The sequence below is a fragment of the Variovorax sp. LjRoot175 genome, assembly GCF_964253805.1.
Taxonomy (GTDB): Bacteria; Pseudomonadota; Gammaproteobacteria; order Burkholderiales; family Burkholderiaceae_C; genus Variovorax.
Map to the genome: position 1 here is coordinate 909542 of NZ_CAXURY020000001.1, position 14740 is coordinate 924281.

Sequence of the window (14740 nt, forward strand, 5' to 3'; positions counted from 1 at the left end):
CCGCATCATGCCTTCGCAGACTTTCACCATCGGCGAACTCGCCAGGGAATTCGACCTCACCACGCGGGCGATCCGCTTCTATGAGGACATGGGGCTGCTCGCCCCGGAGCGCGCCGGGCAGCAGCGCGTCTACACCGCGCGCGACCGTGCACGGCTGACGCTCACCCTGCGCGCCAAGCGGCTCGGCCTGAAGCTGACCGAGGCCAAGGAGATCCTCGACATGTACGACAGCCCGCGCGACACGGCCGCGCAGCTGCAGCGCTTTCTCGGCGTGCTCGGCAACCACCGCGCCCAGCTCGAGGCCCAGCTGGCCGAGCTGGAGACCAACCTCGCCGAGGTCCGCGCACAGGAAAAGCAGGCGCGCGCCGCGCTCGCGCGTGCCGTCAAACCCAAGGCCCGCTGAGGGCCCGATATTCACCCCAGTCACCGACAATGGACAACACCATGCCCGACAACCTCGATGACCTGTTCTCCCACAACCGCAGCTGGGCTGCGCGGATGGAGCGCGATCGCCCCGGCTTCTTCACCAGCCTGGTGAAGCAGCAGACCCCCAAGTACATGTGGATCGGCTGCTCCGACAGCCGCGTGCCCGCCAACCAGATCACCGGCCTCGAGCCGGGCGAAGTGTTCGTGCACCGCAACGTGGCCAATATCGTGGTGCACTCCGACCTCAACGCGCTGTCGGCGATCCAGTTCGCGGTCGAGCGCCTCAAGGTCCGGCACATCATGGTGGTTGGCCACTATGGCTGTTCGGGCGTGCAGGCCGCGCTCGAAGGCGCGCGCATCGGCATCGCCGACAACTGGATCCGCCACATCCAGGACGTGCGCGACCGGCACCGGGTCATGCTCGAAAGCCTGCCGGAAACCGTGCGCGCCGATGCGCTGTGCGAACTCAACGTGGCGGAGCAGGTGGTCAATGTGGCGGTCAGCACCGTCATGGTCGACGCCTGGAGCCGCAACCAGACGGTCACCATCCACGGCTGGGCCTTCGGCGTGCACGACGGGCTGCTCGAGGACCTGGGCATGACCGTCGACGGCTCCAAGCCGCTGGACAACCTGTACCGCGCAGCGGTGCAGCGCATTCGCTACAAGTGGAGCAAGCCGGGCGAAGCCGCCCAACCCGTTCCGGACGTGCTCAAGGAAACCGACTGAGACCATGTTCCCCCAGCGCCTCGACTCGCCGCTGGCCTACGACATCGCAAAGGCGATGCGCGACGGCTTCAACCGCCACTACCGGCTGTTCCGCGCCGAGTCGGCGCGCGCCAAGCACCGCTTCGAAACCGCCGACTGGCACGGCCAGCAGCGGGCGCAGCGCGAGCGCATCGAGTTCTACGATCTGCGGGTGAGCGAGGCGGTGGCGCGGCTCGAGAAGGAGTTCAAGGCCGGCGACCAGCCGATGGACGTCTGGCACCAGGTCAAGCTGCACTTCATCGGCCTCCTGGTCGACCACCACCAGCCCGAGCTGGCCGAGAGCTTCTTCAACTCGGTAACCACCAAGATCCTGCACCGCGCCTATTTCCAGAACGACTTCATCTTCGTGCGGCCGGCCATCAGCACCGAGTACATCGAGCCGCGCGATGCGCCCACCTACCGCGCCTACTACCCCGAGCGCGAGACGCTGGCCGACACCATCGAGCGCATGCTCGAGGACTACGCGCTGCAGGGCGGCTACGCCAACCTGAAGCGCGACGCCGAGCGCGTGGCGGCCGCCATTCTCGGGCGCTTCCACCAGGTCAAGCTGCGCGCCAACTTCCAGCTGCAAGTGCTGTCGGGCCTGTTCTACCGCAACAAGGGCGCCTACGTGGTCGGCAAGATCATCAACGGTTTCATCGAACTGCCCTTCGCGCTGCCGATCCTGCACGACAGCGCGGACAAGTTCTACATCGACGCGGCGCTCTTCGGCGAGGAAGACCTGCAGATGCTCTTCAGTTTCGCGCGCGCCTACTTCATGGTCGACATGGAAGTGCCCTCGGCCTATGTGCAGTTCCTGCGCTCGCTGATGCCGCGCAAGCCGCGCGCCGAGATCTACAACGCACTCGGGCTGGCCAAGCAGGGCAAGACGCTCTTCTACCGCGATTTCCTCTACCACCTCAACTACTCGAGCGACAGGTTCCGCATCGCGCCCGGCATCAAGGGCATGGTGATGCTGGTGTTCGACCTGCCGTCCTTCCCCTACGTGTTCAAGGTCATCAAGGACTTCTACCCGCCGCAGAAGGACACCACGCGCGAGCAGATCAAGGGTAAGTACATGCTGGTCAAGCAGCACGACCGCGTGGGCCGCATGGCCGACACGCTGGAGTACAGCGACGTCGGCTTCCCGCTCGACCGCTTCGAGCCCGAGCTGATCGAGGAGATCCAGAAGTTCGCGCCCAGCCAGCTCGAGATCGGCGACCGCGACGGCAACGGGGAGATGGAGGTGGTGCTCAAGCACGTCTACATCGAGCGCCGCATGATCCCGCTCAACATCTACCTGCACGAAGCCCTCGACCAGATGGAGCATCCCGAGCATGCCAAGCGCGCGGGCAAGCAACTGGAGCATGCGGTCATCGAGTACGGCAATGCCATCAAGGACATGGTTGCGGCCAACATCTTTCCCGGCGACATGCTGTGGAAGAACTTCGGCGTCACGCGCGGCGGCAAGGTCGTGTTCTACGACTACGACGAGATCGAATACCTCACCGACTGCAACTTCCGCCGCGTGCCGACGCCGATCCACGAGGAAGACGAGATGAGCGGCGAGGTCTGGTACTCGGTCGGCCCGAAGGACGTGTTCCCCGAGACCTTCGGCCCCTTCCTGCTCGGCAACGAGGCGGTGCGCGAGGCCTTCATGGCCCACCATGCCGACCTGCTCGACGCCGCCTTCTGGCAAAGCCACAAGGAGCGCATCCAGGCCGGCCAGATGCTGGACGTTTTTCCCTACGACGAGGCGCAGCGGTTCATTCACGATGGCCATGCGCCTTACTTTTAGCTCGCCCCCAGGCTGCGCGCAGTTCGTGTCGCTCCGCCAACCCCCTACCGGGGGCAACACCTGCGGCCCGGCAAAGCCGGTTCCGCGGTGTTTCGCGAATGGGGCCAGGGGTGGGCGCGAGAGTAGATTTTTGCTAGTGCACATTTTTCTAAAGGAGCAACTTCCATGACCGAATCCATCGTCATCGTCGGCGCCGCCCGCACCCCCATGGGCGGCTTCCAGGGCGACTTTTCTTCTCTCGCGGCGCACGACCTGGGCGGCGTCGCCATCAAGGCGGCCGTCGAGCGCGCCGGCATCGCGCCCGAGGCGGTCGGCGAGGTGCTGTTCGGCAACTGCCTGATGGCCGGCCAGGGCCAGGCGCCGGCGCGCCAGGCGGCCTACAAGGGCGGCCTGCCGGACAGCGCGGGCGCGGTCACGCTCAGCAAGATGTGCGGCTCGGCCATGAAGGCCGCGATGCTCGCGCACGATCTGCTGCTCGCGGGCACGCACGAGGTCATGGTCGCGGGCGGCATGGAGAGCATGACCAACGCGCCTTACCTGATGCTCAAGGGCCGCGGCGGCTACCGCATGGGGCACGACCGCATCTTCGACCACATGATGCTCGACGGCCTGGAGGACGCCTACCAGCCCGGCCGCTCGATGGGCACCTTCGGCGAGGACTGCGCGGCCAAGTACAAGTTCACGCGCGAGCAGCAGGACGCCTTCGCGATCGCCAGCGTGGAGCGCGCCAAGGCCGCCACCACCTCGGGCGCCTTCAAGGCCGAGATCGCGCCGGTCACGGTCAAGGGCCGCGGCGGCGACACCGTGATCGAGATCGACGAGGGCCCGGGCAAGGTCAAGCTCGACAAGATCCCCAGCCTCAAGCCGGCTTTCAAGAAGGAGGGCGGCACCATCACCGCCGCGTCGAGCTCGTCGATCAACGACGGCGCCGCCGCGCTGGTGATGATGACCGAGAGCACCGCCAAGAAGCTCGGCGCCAGGCCGATCGCGCGCCTCGTCGGCCATGCCACCCACGCGCAGCAGCCCGAATGGTTCTCGACCGCGCCCGTGGGCGCGGTGGCCAAGCTGTTCAAGAAGACCGGCTGGGGCGTGAAGGACGTCGACCTGTGGGAAGTCAACGAAGCCTTCGCCGTGGTGCCGATGGCGCTGATGCACGAGCTGGACGTCTCGCACCACATCGTCAACGTCCACGGCGGCGCCTGCGCGCTGGGCCACCCGATCGGCGCCAGCGGCGCGCGCATCATGGTCACGCTGATCCATGCGCTGCAGCAGAAAGGCAAGAAGCGCGGCGTGGCCACGCTGTGCATCGGCGGCGGCGAGGGCACGGCGGTCGCGCTCGAATTGGTCTGAGGCAAGAGCAGGCACGATAACTGCAGTTCAGACCGCAACGAAGGCGGCGGCCGTTGGAAAAAAAGGCGCCGTCCATTCGATGCGCGACCTTTCCACGCTGGAGTTCTCTTTTCATGCCGTCTCCGATTTCGAAGGCTCAGTTCGACAAGCTTCGCGCACTGGTCGACCAAGGGCGCATCCATACGGCCTATGACTACCTCGCCGACCGCGGCTACTACTACGCGTGCTGGGCCGCCGGCGATGTCGACGACAGCCTGCCGCCCGAGGCACGGGGCCGCACGGTGCCCGGCCTGGGCCTGGAGGCCCGCCAGAAGCTGACGGACCACGAGCTCGCGCGCTTCCGAACCAGCATGGCAAAGGGCTATCTGGGCGCCTTGCGGGCCCAGTTCGAAAGCGGGCCCTCCATCACGCGCGACGTCAGCGCGGAAGAGACCGCCGAGTTTCATGGTGAGGTCTTTCGAACTCACTTTCTCGGCATCAAGGACTGGACCCTCTGCGTTCCCTTCGAGCTGCAGGAAAAAGCCGGCGGCCTCGAAGCAGTCGAGCGCTACTGGGACGGCGTGCTGCGAACCGCCGCCAAGCTGAGTGCGCGAGCCATTGCGCGCTCGGCCGCGCTGATCGCCGCCTAGCGACAGGCACGGTGCGCGGTTGACATTTTTTTGCCATATCGCCGCGCGCTGTGACATTTCTTGTTCGGCGCGGGGGCGAGCCGTGTCGCATTGAGCGGTACCTAGAATGATGGGCTTGCCCACTCCTAGGAAACCCTGTTCATGCTTCCGGCCATTCCCCGCCACGCGCTCGCCGCACTGTTCGCCACCGCTTTCCTTGCCCCCGCCGCCTGGAGCCAGACGCGTGACGAGGCGCTTTTCAGCGCCGCCACCGCCGAGCAGCCGGCCGTCGTGAAGACGCTGGAGCGGCTGGTCAACATCGAGACCGGCACCGGCGACGCCGAGGGCACGGCCGCCGCGGGCAAGTACTTCGAGGATGAGCTCAAGGCGCTGGGCTTCACTGTCACGCGCAGCAAGTCGACCGGCATCGTGGTCGGCGACAACATCGTCGGCAAGTTGAAGGGCAAGGGCGGCAAGAACATCCTCCTGATGTCGCACATGGACACGGTCTACCTGAAGGGCATCCTGGCCAAGGCGCCCTTCCGCGTCGAAGGCAACAAGGCCTACGGCCCCGGCATCGCCGACGACAAGGGCGGCAACGCGGTCGTGCTGCACACGCTGAAGCTGCTCAAGGCGCGCGGCTTCCAGGATTTCGGCACGCTCACCGTGCTGTTCAACACCGACGAAGAGAAGGGCTCCTTCGGTTCGCGCGACCTGATCCAGGAAGAGGCCAGGGCCAGCGACTACGTGCTCTCCTTCGAGCCCACCGGCGCCGAAGCCGAGAAGCTTTCGCTCGGCACCTCGGGCATCGCCTACGTGCAGGTCAACATCAAGGGCAAGGCCTCGCATGCGGGCGCGGCGCCCGAGCTCGGCGTCAATGCGCTGGTCGAGGCCTCCGACCTGGTGCTGCGCACCATGGATATCGACAACAAGGCGCAGAACCTGCGCTTCAACTGGACCATCGCGAAGGCCGGTGCGGTGTCGAACATCATTCCCGACAGCGCCAGCCTCAACGCCGACGTGCGCTACGCGCGCAACGAAGACCTGGAAGCCGCGATGAAGACGCTGGAAGAGCGCGCGCAGAAGAAAAAGCTGCCGAACTCCGAGATCAAGGTGCTGGCCACGCGCGGCCGTCCGGCCTTCAATGCCGGCGAAGGCGGCAAGAAGCTGGTCGACAAGGCGGTGGCCTACTACAAGGAAGCGGGCGGCACGCTCGGCGTGGAGGAGCGTACCGGCGGCGGCACCGACGCGGCCTACGCGGCGCTCTCGGGCAAGCCGGTGATCGAAAGCCTGGGCCTGCCGGGCTTCGGCTACCACAGCGATTCCGCCGAGTACGTGATGATCGACGCCATCCCGCGCCGCCTCTACATGGCCAGCAAGCTGATCATGGATCTCGGCGCATCGAAGTAAACAGGCAAGCAGGAGGGTCACCATGCTGCTCAACGCCGACCAGGAAGCGATCCGCGACGCGGTGCGCGATTTTGCGCAAACCGAACTCTGGCCTCATGCCTCGCGCTGGGACCGCGAGCACAGCTTTCCCAAGGAAGCGCACGCAGGCCTGGCGGCGCTCGGCGCCTACGGCATCTGCGTGCCCGAGGAAGACGGCGGCGCCGGCCTCGACTACCTGACGCTCGCGCTGGTGCTGGAGGAAATCGCGGCCGGCGACGGCGGCACCAGCACCGCGATCAGCGTCACCAACTGCCCGGTCAACGCGATCCTCATGCGTTACGGCAATGCGCAGCAAAAGAAGAAGTGGCTGCAACCGCTGGCCCAAGGGCAGATGCTCGGCGCCTTCTGCCTGACCGAGCCGCAGGCCGGCAGCGATGCCTCGTCGCTGCGCAGCACGGCGCGCAAGGACGCGGACGGCTGGGTGATCGACGGCGTCAAGCAGTTCATCACCAGCGGCAAGAACGGCCAGGTCGCGATCGTGATCGCCGTTACCGACAAGGGCGCGGGCAAGCGCGGCATGAGCGCCTTCATCGTTCCCACCGACGCGTCGGGCTACACGGTCGCGCGGCTCGAGGACAAGCTGGGCCAGCATTCGAGCGACACCGCCCAGATCAACTTCGACGCCTGCCGCATCCCGGCGGAGAACCTGATCGGCCAGGAGGGCGAGGGCTACAAGATCGCGCTCGGCGCGCTCGAGGGCGGCCGCATCGGCATCGCCGCGCAGAGCGTGGGCATGGCGCGCAGCGCCTTCGAGGTGGCGCTGGCCTACGCCAAGGAGCGCCAGGCCTTCGGCGGCTCGATCTTCGAGCAGCAGGCCGTCGGCTTCCGGCTCGCGGAATGCGCGACCCAGCTCGAAGCCGCGCGCCAGCTGATCTGGCATGCGGCGAGCCTGCGCGACGCGGGCCGGCCCTGCCTCAAGGAGGCGGCGATGGCCAAGCTGTTCGCGAGCGAGATGGCAGAGAAGGTGTGCAGCGCGGCGATCCAGACGCTCGGAGGCTACGGCTACGTCAACGACTTCCCGCTGGAACGCATCTACCGCGACGTGCGCGTGTGCCAGATCTACGAAGGCACCTCCGACATCCAGAAACTCCTGATCCAGCGCGCCCTGGCTTGAAGATGGCAGCTTCGCACTGTCGAAAGCTGTATGGCGCCTGCGGCCAGGTTCCCTGCCGATTGGCGGATTCACGCGCGCGCTGCGAACGACCAGACTGGTGCCAGTGGAAACGATGAGGAGCGCATCATGGCAACGGATCTCATGACTCTCGGCGTGCTTGGAATGGTCATGCTGGGCGGCTGGCTGATCGATCATGTGGGCCAGCAGGCCAAGGCGCGCCTCGCGCGCGCTCGGAAGCCGGTGCAACGCAGGCCCTAGCTCTGCTGTCATCGATCTGGATGACAGACAGGCGCTGCCCAGCGGCGCAACATGGCGGCATCTCTCCTCGGAGCTCTCGCCATGTCTCATTCGAATTCCGTCCTGGCCCTTCGCGCAGCGGCCCTCTCGTGCATCGCGGGGCTCGGCCTGCAGTCCCACGCGCAATCCGCGCCCCCGGACATCGCCACGCTGACCGCCAGCGAGGCCGCGCAGCGCCTCTGCGCCGGCTCGCTGACCAGCGAGCAGCTGGTCTCGGCCTACCTCGCGCAGGCCAGGGCCAAGCCGCAGCTCAATGCCTTCATCACGCTCGACGAGGCCGGCGCCCTCAAGGCCGCGCGCGCGGCCGACACCGCGCGCAAGCGCGGCGGCCCGTGCAAGCCGCTGGCCGGCGTGCCGGTGGTCATCAAGGACAACATCCACGTCCAGGGCCTACCCGCCACCACCGGCACACCGGCGTTGAAGGGTTTCGTGCCGTCGACGGATGCGCCCGTGGTCGCCAAGCTGCGCGCGGCGGGTGCGATCGTGCTGGGCAAGACCCACATGCATGAGCTGGCCTTCGGCGTGACGGGCTACAACCCCGCGTTCCAGAGCGGGCCCGAGGTCGGCGTGCGCAATGCCTATGACGCGACCCGCATCGCGGGCGGCTCCTCCTCGGGCAACGGCGCGGCGCTCGGTGCGCGCATGGCGCCGGCTGCGCTCGGCACCGACACCGGCGGCTCGGTGCGCATTCCCTGCGCCTTCAACGGATGCGCGGCGCTGCGTCCGACCGTGGGCCGTTATTCGCAGCAGGGCATCGCGCCGGTCTCGCACACGCGCGACACCGCCGGGCCGATGGCGCTGTCGGTGGCCGACCTGGCGCTGCTCGACGGAGCCATCGCCGGCGGCGCACCGTTGGTGCCGGCCGAGCTGAAGCGCGTGCGGCTCGGTGTGGTGCCGGCCTTCTTCGCGAACCTCGATGCCGACACCAAAGCCGCCACTGATGCGGCGCTGGCCAAGCTGCGCGCGGCAGGCGTCACGCTGGTGGACGTCGAGATGCCCAAGCTGATGGAGCTCAATGGCGCGGCCGGCTTCCCGATCGCGTTCTACGAGGCGCACGACGACATGGTGACCTACCTCGCGAAGTACCGCACCGGCGTCGACATCCGGCAGCTGGCCGCGGCCGCTGCCAGCCCCGATGTCAAGGGTGCCTTCGAAGGCCTCGTGATCCCGCGCAAGCTGCCGGCCCCCAACGGCGTGGTCGATGCCAAGCCTGCCTACGACAACGCTATCGCCAAGGCCCGGCCGGCGCTGCAGAAGCTCTACCGCGACACCTTCAAGGCGAACAGGCTCGATGCGCTCGTGTTTCCGACGGTGACGCGCGTCGCGCTCGCCGCCACGCCGGAGGCCAGCAGCCCGAAGAACTTCGGCGCGCTGATCCAGAACACCGACCCCGCCGGCAACGCCGGCATCCCCGGCCTGCAACTGCCCTCGGGCCTGGGCGCCACGAGCGGCCTGCCGATCGGGCTGGAATTCGATGGCCCGGCGGGAAGCGACCGCAAGCTGCTGGCGCTGGGGCTGGCGGTCGAAGGGGTGCTGGGCCGACTGCCGGCACCCACGAAGTAGTCAGCGATCGCTGCCGGGCGCGGTCCAGCCGGCCAGCGCCGAACGGCGCTCGATGCCGAGCTTGCCGAAGATGCGCCGCAGGTAGGTGCGCACCGTCGGCACGCCGACTTCCATGCGCCGCGCGATGTCCTTGTCGGTCAGACCCTCGCGCACCGCCCGTGCGACCTGCTGCTCGCGCGGGCTCAGCTGCGGCCACGCTGCAGCAGGCTTTGCGTCGACGCGCTGCGCGCGCTGCAGCGCGCCGGCGAAGGCCGGCTCGATCAGGTCCAGCAGCGCCTTCTCGTGCTCGCCGAAGTCGCCGCGTCCCCCGCAGCGCCAGATGCGCAGGTCGCCCAGCGCGCGCTCGCCATGGAAGGCGTGCAGGTTCATGCCCCAGTGCAGGCCGTCGCGCGAGAGGAAATCGTTGAAGAAGGGTGTGCGCATCAGCTCGCGCTGCGGCATCACTTCGGTCACGCGGGTGGCACGGCGGCGCGATTGCAGGACGAAGGTGATCGGATCATGGTGCTGGTGCCATTCGGCATAGCGGTCGAGATTGGCCGGGTCCATGTTGAGCGCCACCCGGCGGCCGAAGCTGCCGCTCTCGGCATCCCACACGAAGGAGGCGAACTGGTCGGCATGCAGCAGGTCGAGCAGTGCCCAGCCGATGCGCTCGCGGATCTCGCGTTCGCCCTGGCTTTCTGCGAGCAGCGCGAAGATGCCGCGCAGCGCGTGCTGTTCCGAAGCTCTCAGGTACATGGCCGCCTCCTCTTTGTGCCGAGCTTAGTGCGCGAGCAAGTGCCGCGCCATCCGTGGCGATTCAGGGTTTGCGAGAGGGTTTGCACAATGCGCGAGAATCTGTCCTTCCCTCATGTCCACTTCCTCTCCCAACTCCGCGCGCGTTCCCTGCCCCTGCGGACGCCGCGACCGCCGGGAGCTGCCGCTGCCCTATGCCCAGTGCTGCGGGCGCTACCTCGACGATTTCGAGCGCACGCCAGCGACGGACGCCGAATCGCTCATGCGTTCGCGCTACACGGCTTTCGTGCTCGAGCGGGCCGACTATTTGCTCGCTACCTGGCACGTGTCGACGCGCCCTGCGACGCTCGGCTTCGAGCCCGGCGTCAAATGGCTGGGCCTCGAGGTGCGCTCGCGTTCGGTGCTGGACGCCGACCATGCCGAGGTCGAGTTCGTCGCCCGCCAGCGCAGCAGCGCGGGCGTGGCGACCCGGCTGCACGAACGCAGCCGCTTCGTGCGCGAGGACGACGGCGCAGTCAGCCGCTGGTACTACCTCGACGGCGATCTGCGCTGAAGCCGCGGGGCAACTGAAAAATCTGTTGCCGCCCCGCGCGGCCTGCATTGCGCGCTAGCAATTCGATAGCGCGCGGCGCGCCATTGTGTCCAGAACAGAGACAGTCCGATTCCGTTTGGCCTATTTATCCGCGGCCGTTGTGCCCGCACACTCTCTTCCAGACTTCAACACAACCTGGACCAGAGGGCGACATGACCCGCAGCACGAGGATTCCGACCGCATACCGGCAGTGGCTTTGGGCCATGTTGGCGGCACCGGTCCTGGGCGCTGCGCTCTGGATGGCCTGCGCCCCGGCGGCACACGCCGGCGACGCCGCCGACATCACGCCTTTCTCGAGCGCGCGCGGTGCCGAAGCCCCTGCGCCGTGGCGCTTCACCACGCTGCCCAACAAGACGCCGACCCGCTTCGAGGTCGTGCAGCAGGATGGCCGCCGTGTCCTGAAGGTCGAGGCCGACCAGTCCTACGGCAACCTCGTGCATGCCACCCAGGTGCCGCTCGACGCCTCCACCACGCTGGCCTGGCGCTGGCGCGTCGACGACTTCGTGAAGGACGCCGACCTGCGCAAGCGCAGCGGCGACGACGGCGCGGCCAAGCTCTGCGTGTTCTTCGACCTCCCCACCGACCGGCTGTCCTTCGGCGAGCGCACGCGCCTGGCGCTGGCACGGCGCACCACGGGCGAGCAGGTGCCCAGCGAAGCGCTGTGCTACGTATGGGACAACAAGGAAGCCAAGGGCAGCACGCTCGTGAACGCCTTCACCCAGCGCATGCGCATGGTGGTGCTCGAGTCGGGGCCGGCCGCCACGCCGGGCACGTGGGCGAGCGAGCGCCGCAACCTGTTGGCCGACTACCGGCGCGTCTTCGGCGACGAGGCCGGCGACACCATGCCCGACGTGGTCGCGGTCGCGATCTCGGCCGACGCGGACAACACGCAGGGCCACGGGCTGGCCTATTTTTCCGACATCGATCTGCGCAGCATCGCGCCCACGCGCAGCGCCGGAGGCTTTGCGGCGGGGCGTCCCGTGCCCGGGGAATAGCGGATGGACGATCTCGTCACGCTCCTCTCGGCCCAGGGTGCCGCCGTGGTGTTCCTCGCCACGCTGGCGACCCGCCTCGGCGCGCCGGTGCCGGCCGCGCCCTTTCTCGTCATCGCCGGCGGATTGTCGGTCGGCGGGCAGGTGTCATTCGCCGCCGTGCTGGCGGCCGCCCTGGTCGGCAACATCCTCGGCGACGGCGCCTGGTTCCTGGCCGGGCGCCGCTGGGGCTACCGCGTGATGCGCCTCCTGTGCCGCATCTCGCTGTCGGCCGACTCCTGCGTACGGCGCAGCGAGGCCATCCTCGGCCGCTGGGGCGGGCTGTCGCTGATCGCGGCCAAGTTCGTGCCCGGCGTGTCGGTGGTCGCGCCGCCGATGGCGGGCGCCTTGGGCATGTCGAACACGCGCTTCCTGTCCTACGAGACCGTGGCCGCGCTGATCTGGACGCTGGGCTTCCTCCTGCTGGGCCGCATCTTCCACGCGGCGATCCAGGACGTGCTGGCGGTGCTGTCCAGCGTCGGCCTCACGGCTGCGGCTGTCGGCACGCTGGTGCTCGTCGCTTTCGTCGCCTGGCGCTATCGCCGGCGCCGCATCGCGCTCGCTGCCGACGACATCGAGCATATCGAGGCCGGCGCGCTGCGCGAAGCCTTCGCGGCCGGTGCCCGCCCGACGCTGATCGACGTGCGCTCCGCCGAGGGACGCGCGCTGGATCCGCGCGCGATTCCGGGCGCCATCGGCATCGCGCTGCGCGAGCTCCCCGTCGAGCTGGCTGCCTTTGCCGACGGGCGCGAACTCATCGTGTTCTGCGACTGCCCCAACGACGAGTCCGCCATCGCTGCCGCGCGCGTGCTAATGAAGGCCGGTTTGCCGCGCGTGCGCGTGCTCGCCGGCGGGCTCTCGGCCTGGAGCGCCGCCGCCGCAATCGAGGTCGATGAAGAGGCACTGCCGGCCGGCGCGCCGGACATCGCCGCACATCCCGCTTGATCCCTGCCGCGAGCGAGGCCTAGAATCGGTCCCGCTCCGGGGTGCACGCAGATGTGTGCTGAGATGGCCAAGCGCCGAACCCGCGAACTTGATCTGGTTCATACCAGCGTAAGAAGAGCTGCGACTCCCCGGCCCCGGACATTCTTTTTTCCGCCGTGCCGATTCTGGAGCGATCGCGGAGCACCCGTCCAACGAACCGGAGTGCCCCGCATGAATGCCCCTGACAAGTTCGCCTCGCTGCTCACGCTGACGCGCGAGCCATTTCCTGCCTCGACCAAGAGCGCCATCGCCGGCAGCCGGTCCGACCTGCGCGTGCCTGTGCGCGACGTGCTGCTCACCAACGGCGAGCAGGTGTCGCTCTACGACACCTCGGGCCCGTACTCGGACCCTTCGGCCGAGATCGACGTGCGCCAGGGCCTGCCCGGCGTGCGCGGCGCCTGGATCGCCGAGCGCGGCGACACCGAAAGCTATCAAGGCCGCACCCACCAGATGCTCGACGACGGCGCCACCCATGCCGACCGCGATGCGCAGCGCCTGGCCGAGCTGCGCGCCGCCGCCTCGGGGCTGCAGCGCACGCCGCTGCGTGCCAAGTCCGGCATGAACGTGAGCCAGATGCACTATGCGCGCCGCGGCATCGTCACGCCCGAGATGGAATACGTGGCGCTGCGCGAGAACGGCAAGCGCGAATGGATGGCCGAGTACCTGGCCGACGCGGCGCGCGAGAAGCGCCTGGCCGGCAACCCGATGGGCGCGCGGATCCCGAAGATCATCACGCCCGAGTTCGTGCGCGACGAGGTGGCGCGCGGCCGCGCCATCATCCCGGCCAACATCAACCACCCGGAAGTCGAGCCGATGGCGATCGGGCGCAACTTCCTGGTCAAGATCAACGCCAACATCGGCAACTCGGCCGTCACTTCCAGCATCGAGGAAGAGGTGGAAAAACTGGTGTGGGCGATCCGCTGGGGCGCCGACAACGTGATGGACCTGTCCACCGGCCGCAACATCCACACCACGCGCGACTGGATCGTGCGCAACAGCCCGGTGCCCATCGGCACGGTGCCGATCTACCAGGCGCTCGAGAAGGTCGGCGGCGTGGCGGAAGACCTCACGTGGGAGATCTACCGCGACACGCTGATCGAGCAGGCCGAGCAGGGCGTGGACTACTTCACCATCCATGCCGGGCTGCGCCTGCCCTTCATCCATCTCACGGCCGATCGCCGCACCGGCATCGTCTCGCGCGGCGGCTCGATCATGGCCAAGTGGTGCATCGCGCACCACCAGGAGAGCTTCCTCTACACGCGCTTCGAGGAGATCTGCGAGATCATGAAGGCCTACGACGTGAGCTTCTCGCTCGGCGACGGCCTGCGTCCCGGCTGCGCCGCGGACGCCAACGACGAGGCCCAGTTTGCCGAGCTGCGCACGCTGGGCGAGCTCACGCAGATCGCGTGGAAGCACGACGTGCAGACCATGATCGAGGGCCCCGGCCACGTGCCCATGCACATGATCCAGGCCAACATGGACGAGCAGCTGAAGCACTGCCACGAGGCGCCTTTCTACACGCTGGGCCCGCTGACCATCGACATCGCGCCGGGCTACGACCACATCGCGAGCGCGATCGGCGCCGCCATGATCGGCTGGGCCGGCACCGCGATGCTGTGCTACGTCACGCCCAAGGAGCACCTGGGCCTGCCGGACCGCGACGACGTGAAGCAGGGCATCATCGCGTACAAGATCGCGGCCCACGCAGCCGACGTGGCCAAGGGCCATCCGGGCGCGCGGGCGCGCGACGACGCGCTCAGCAAGGCGCGCTTCGAGTTCCGCTGGCAGGACCAGTTCAACCTCGGCCTGGACCCCGACACCGCGCGCGAATTCCACGACGAGACCTTGCCCAAGGACTCGAGCAAGGTGGCGCATTTCTGCTCGATGTGCGGGCCGAAGTTCTGCTCGATGAAGATCACGCAGGAGGTGCGCGAGTACGCGGCGCAGCGCGGCATCGACGAGGCGAAGGCCCTGGACGAGGGCATGGCGGGCAAGTCGGCCGAGTTCAAGGCCGGCGGGGGCGAGATCTACATCCCGATCCAGGCGCGTTGA

14 protein-coding genes and 1 riboswitch are annotated in these 14740 nt (G+C 68.0%); of the genes, 13 read left to right on the forward strand and 1 reads right to left on the reverse strand.

Features of this window, described 5'->3' with window-relative positions:
• Positions 1-7: 7 nt before the first annotated feature.
• From ACSQ89_RS04550 to iaaH, 9 genes are all read left to right on the forward strand, one after another.
• A complete protein-coding gene (locus ACSQ89_RS04550; protein WP_093109477.1) occupies positions 8-403 on the forward strand; it encodes a MerR family transcriptional regulator in 396 nt (131 codons plus the stop codon).
• A 41-nt stretch (positions 404-444) separates the two neighbouring features.
• Entirely contained in the window at positions 445-1152 is a 708-nt protein-coding gene (can, locus tag ACSQ89_RS04555; RefSeq protein WP_093109601.1) for a carbonate dehydratase, read from the forward strand.
• 4 nt (positions 1153-1156) lie between these two features.
• Positions 1157-2968, forward strand: coding sequence for a bifunctional isocitrate dehydrogenase kinase/phosphatase (aceK, locus tag ACSQ89_RS04560; protein WP_436293807.1), 1812 nt, complete (start codon positions 1157-1159; stop codon positions 2966-2968).
• A 165-nt stretch (positions 2969-3133) separates the two neighbouring features.
• Positions 3134-4318: an acetyl-CoA C-acyltransferase gene (locus ACSQ89_RS04565; RefSeq protein WP_436293806.1), complete on the forward strand. Its 1185-nt coding sequence runs from the start codon at positions 3134-3136 to the stop codon at positions 4316-4318.
• A 113-nt stretch (positions 4319-4431) separates the two neighbouring features.
• The gene (locus ACSQ89_RS04570; protein ID WP_093109480.1) at positions 4432-4947 is read left to right on the forward strand and encodes a hypothetical protein; all 516 of its coding nucleotides are present in this window, start codon (positions 4432-4434) and stop codon (positions 4945-4947) included.
• Between the two features lie 141 nt (positions 4948-5088).
• Positions 5089-6336, forward strand: a complete 1248-nt coding sequence (locus ACSQ89_RS04575) for a glutamate carboxypeptidase (protein ID WP_436293805.1) — start codon at positions 5089-5091, stop codon at positions 6334-6336.
• Between the two features lie 22 nt (positions 6337-6358).
• Positions 6359-7489: an acyl-CoA dehydrogenase family protein gene (locus ACSQ89_RS04580; RefSeq protein WP_436293804.1), complete on the forward strand. Its 1131-nt coding sequence runs from the start codon at positions 6359-6361 to the stop codon at positions 7487-7489.
• Between the two features lie 126 nt (positions 7490-7615).
• Entirely contained in the window at positions 7616-7747 is a 132-nt protein-coding gene (locus ACSQ89_RS04585) for a hypothetical protein (RefSeq protein WP_280142657.1), read from the forward strand.
• Positions 7748-7828: 81 nt separating this feature from the next.
• Positions 7829-9349, forward strand: coding sequence for an indoleacetamide hydrolase (gene iaaH, locus ACSQ89_RS04590; RefSeq protein WP_436293803.1), 1521 nt, complete (start codon positions 7829-7831; stop codon positions 9347-9349).
• Here iaaH and ACSQ89_RS04595 read toward each other — a convergent pair whose 3' ends face one another.
• On the reverse strand, positions 9350-10084 hold the full coding sequence (locus tag ACSQ89_RS04595; RefSeq protein WP_093109485.1) for a helix-turn-helix transcriptional regulator: 735 nt from the start codon (positions 10082-10084) through the stop codon (positions 9350-9352). It abuts the gene before it with no gap.
• A gap of 112 nt (positions 10085-10196) precedes the next feature.
• On the opposite strand from ACSQ89_RS04595, the gene ACSQ89_RS04600 reads away from it, so the two are divergent.
• From ACSQ89_RS04600 to thiC, 4 genes are all read left to right on the forward strand, one after another.
• Positions 10197-10634 (forward strand): YchJ family protein, encoded by a 438-nt coding sequence (locus ACSQ89_RS04600; RefSeq protein WP_436293802.1) that lies wholly within the window; start codon positions 10197-10199, stop codon positions 10632-10634.
• Between the two features lie 191 nt (positions 10635-10825).
• Entirely contained in the window at positions 10826-11668 is an 843-nt protein-coding gene (locus tag ACSQ89_RS04605; RefSeq protein ID WP_093109487.1) for a DUF3047 domain-containing protein, read from the forward strand.
• 3 nt (positions 11669-11671) lie between these two features.
• A complete protein-coding gene (locus ACSQ89_RS04610; RefSeq protein ID WP_436293801.1) occupies positions 11672-12649 on the forward strand; it encodes a rhodanese-like domain-containing protein in 978 nt (325 codons plus the stop codon).
• Positions 12650-12676: 27 nt separating this feature from the next.
• A riboswitch (TPP riboswitch) is annotated at positions 12677-12781 on the forward strand.
• Between the two features lie 78 nt (positions 12782-12859).
• On the forward strand, positions 12860-14740 hold the full coding sequence (gene thiC / locus ACSQ89_RS04615) for a phosphomethylpyrimidine synthase ThiC (RefSeq protein ID WP_436293800.1): 1881 nt from the start codon (positions 12860-12862) through the stop codon (positions 14738-14740).

What these genes read in the sequence shown, in the direction of transcription:
- ACSQ89_RS04580 (WP_436293804.1), top strand. Translation starts at nt 6,359, where the DNA reads ATGCTGCTCAACGCCGACCAGGAAGCGATCCGCGACGCGGTGCGCGAT.
- ACSQ89_RS04610 (WP_436293801.1), top strand. Translation starts at nt 11,672, where the DNA reads ATGGACGATCTCGTCACGCTCCTCTCGGCCCAGGGTGCCGCCGTGGTG.
- ACSQ89_RS04575 (WP_436293805.1), top strand. Translation starts at nt 5,089, where the DNA reads ATGCTTCCGGCCATTCCCCGCCACGCGCTCGCCGCACTGTTCGCCACC.
- ACSQ89_RS04570 (WP_093109480.1), top strand. Translation starts at nt 4,432, where the DNA reads ATGCCGTCTCCGATTTCGAAGGCTCAGTTCGACAAGCTTCGCGCACTG.
- ACSQ89_RS04585 (WP_280142657.1), top strand. Translation starts at nt 7,616, where the DNA reads ATGGCAACGGATCTCATGACTCTCGGCGTGCTTGGAATGGTCATGCTG.
- ACSQ89_RS04600 (WP_436293802.1), top strand. Translation starts at nt 10,197, where the DNA reads ATGTCCACTTCCTCTCCCAACTCCGCGCGCGTTCCCTGCCCCTGCGGA.
- iaaH (WP_436293803.1), top strand. Translation starts at nt 7,829, where the DNA reads ATGTCTCATTCGAATTCCGTCCTGGCCCTTCGCGCAGCGGCCCTCTCG.
- ACSQ89_RS04550 (WP_093109477.1), top strand. Translation starts at nt 8, where the DNA reads ATGCCTTCGCAGACTTTCACCATCGGCGAACTCGCCAGGGAATTCGAC.
- ACSQ89_RS04605 (WP_093109487.1), top strand. Translation starts at nt 10,826, where the DNA reads ATGACCCGCAGCACGAGGATTCCGACCGCATACCGGCAGTGGCTTTGG.
- thiC (WP_436293800.1), top strand. Translation starts at nt 12,860, where the DNA reads ATGAATGCCCCTGACAAGTTCGCCTCGCTGCTCACGCTGACGCGCGAG.
- ACSQ89_RS04595 (WP_093109485.1), bottom strand. Translation starts at nt 10,084, where the DNA reads ATGTACCTGAGAGCTTCGGAACAGCACGCGCTGCGCGGCATCTTCGCG.
- aceK (WP_436293807.1), top strand. Translation starts at nt 1,157, where the DNA reads ATGTTCCCCCAGCGCCTCGACTCGCCGCTGGCCTACGACATCGCAAAG.
- ACSQ89_RS04565 (WP_436293806.1), top strand. Translation starts at nt 3,134, where the DNA reads ATGACCGAATCCATCGTCATCGTCGGCGCCGCCCGCACCCCCATGGGC.
- can (WP_093109601.1), top strand. Translation starts at nt 445, where the DNA reads ATGCCCGACAACCTCGATGACCTGTTCTCCCACAACCGCAGCTGGGCT.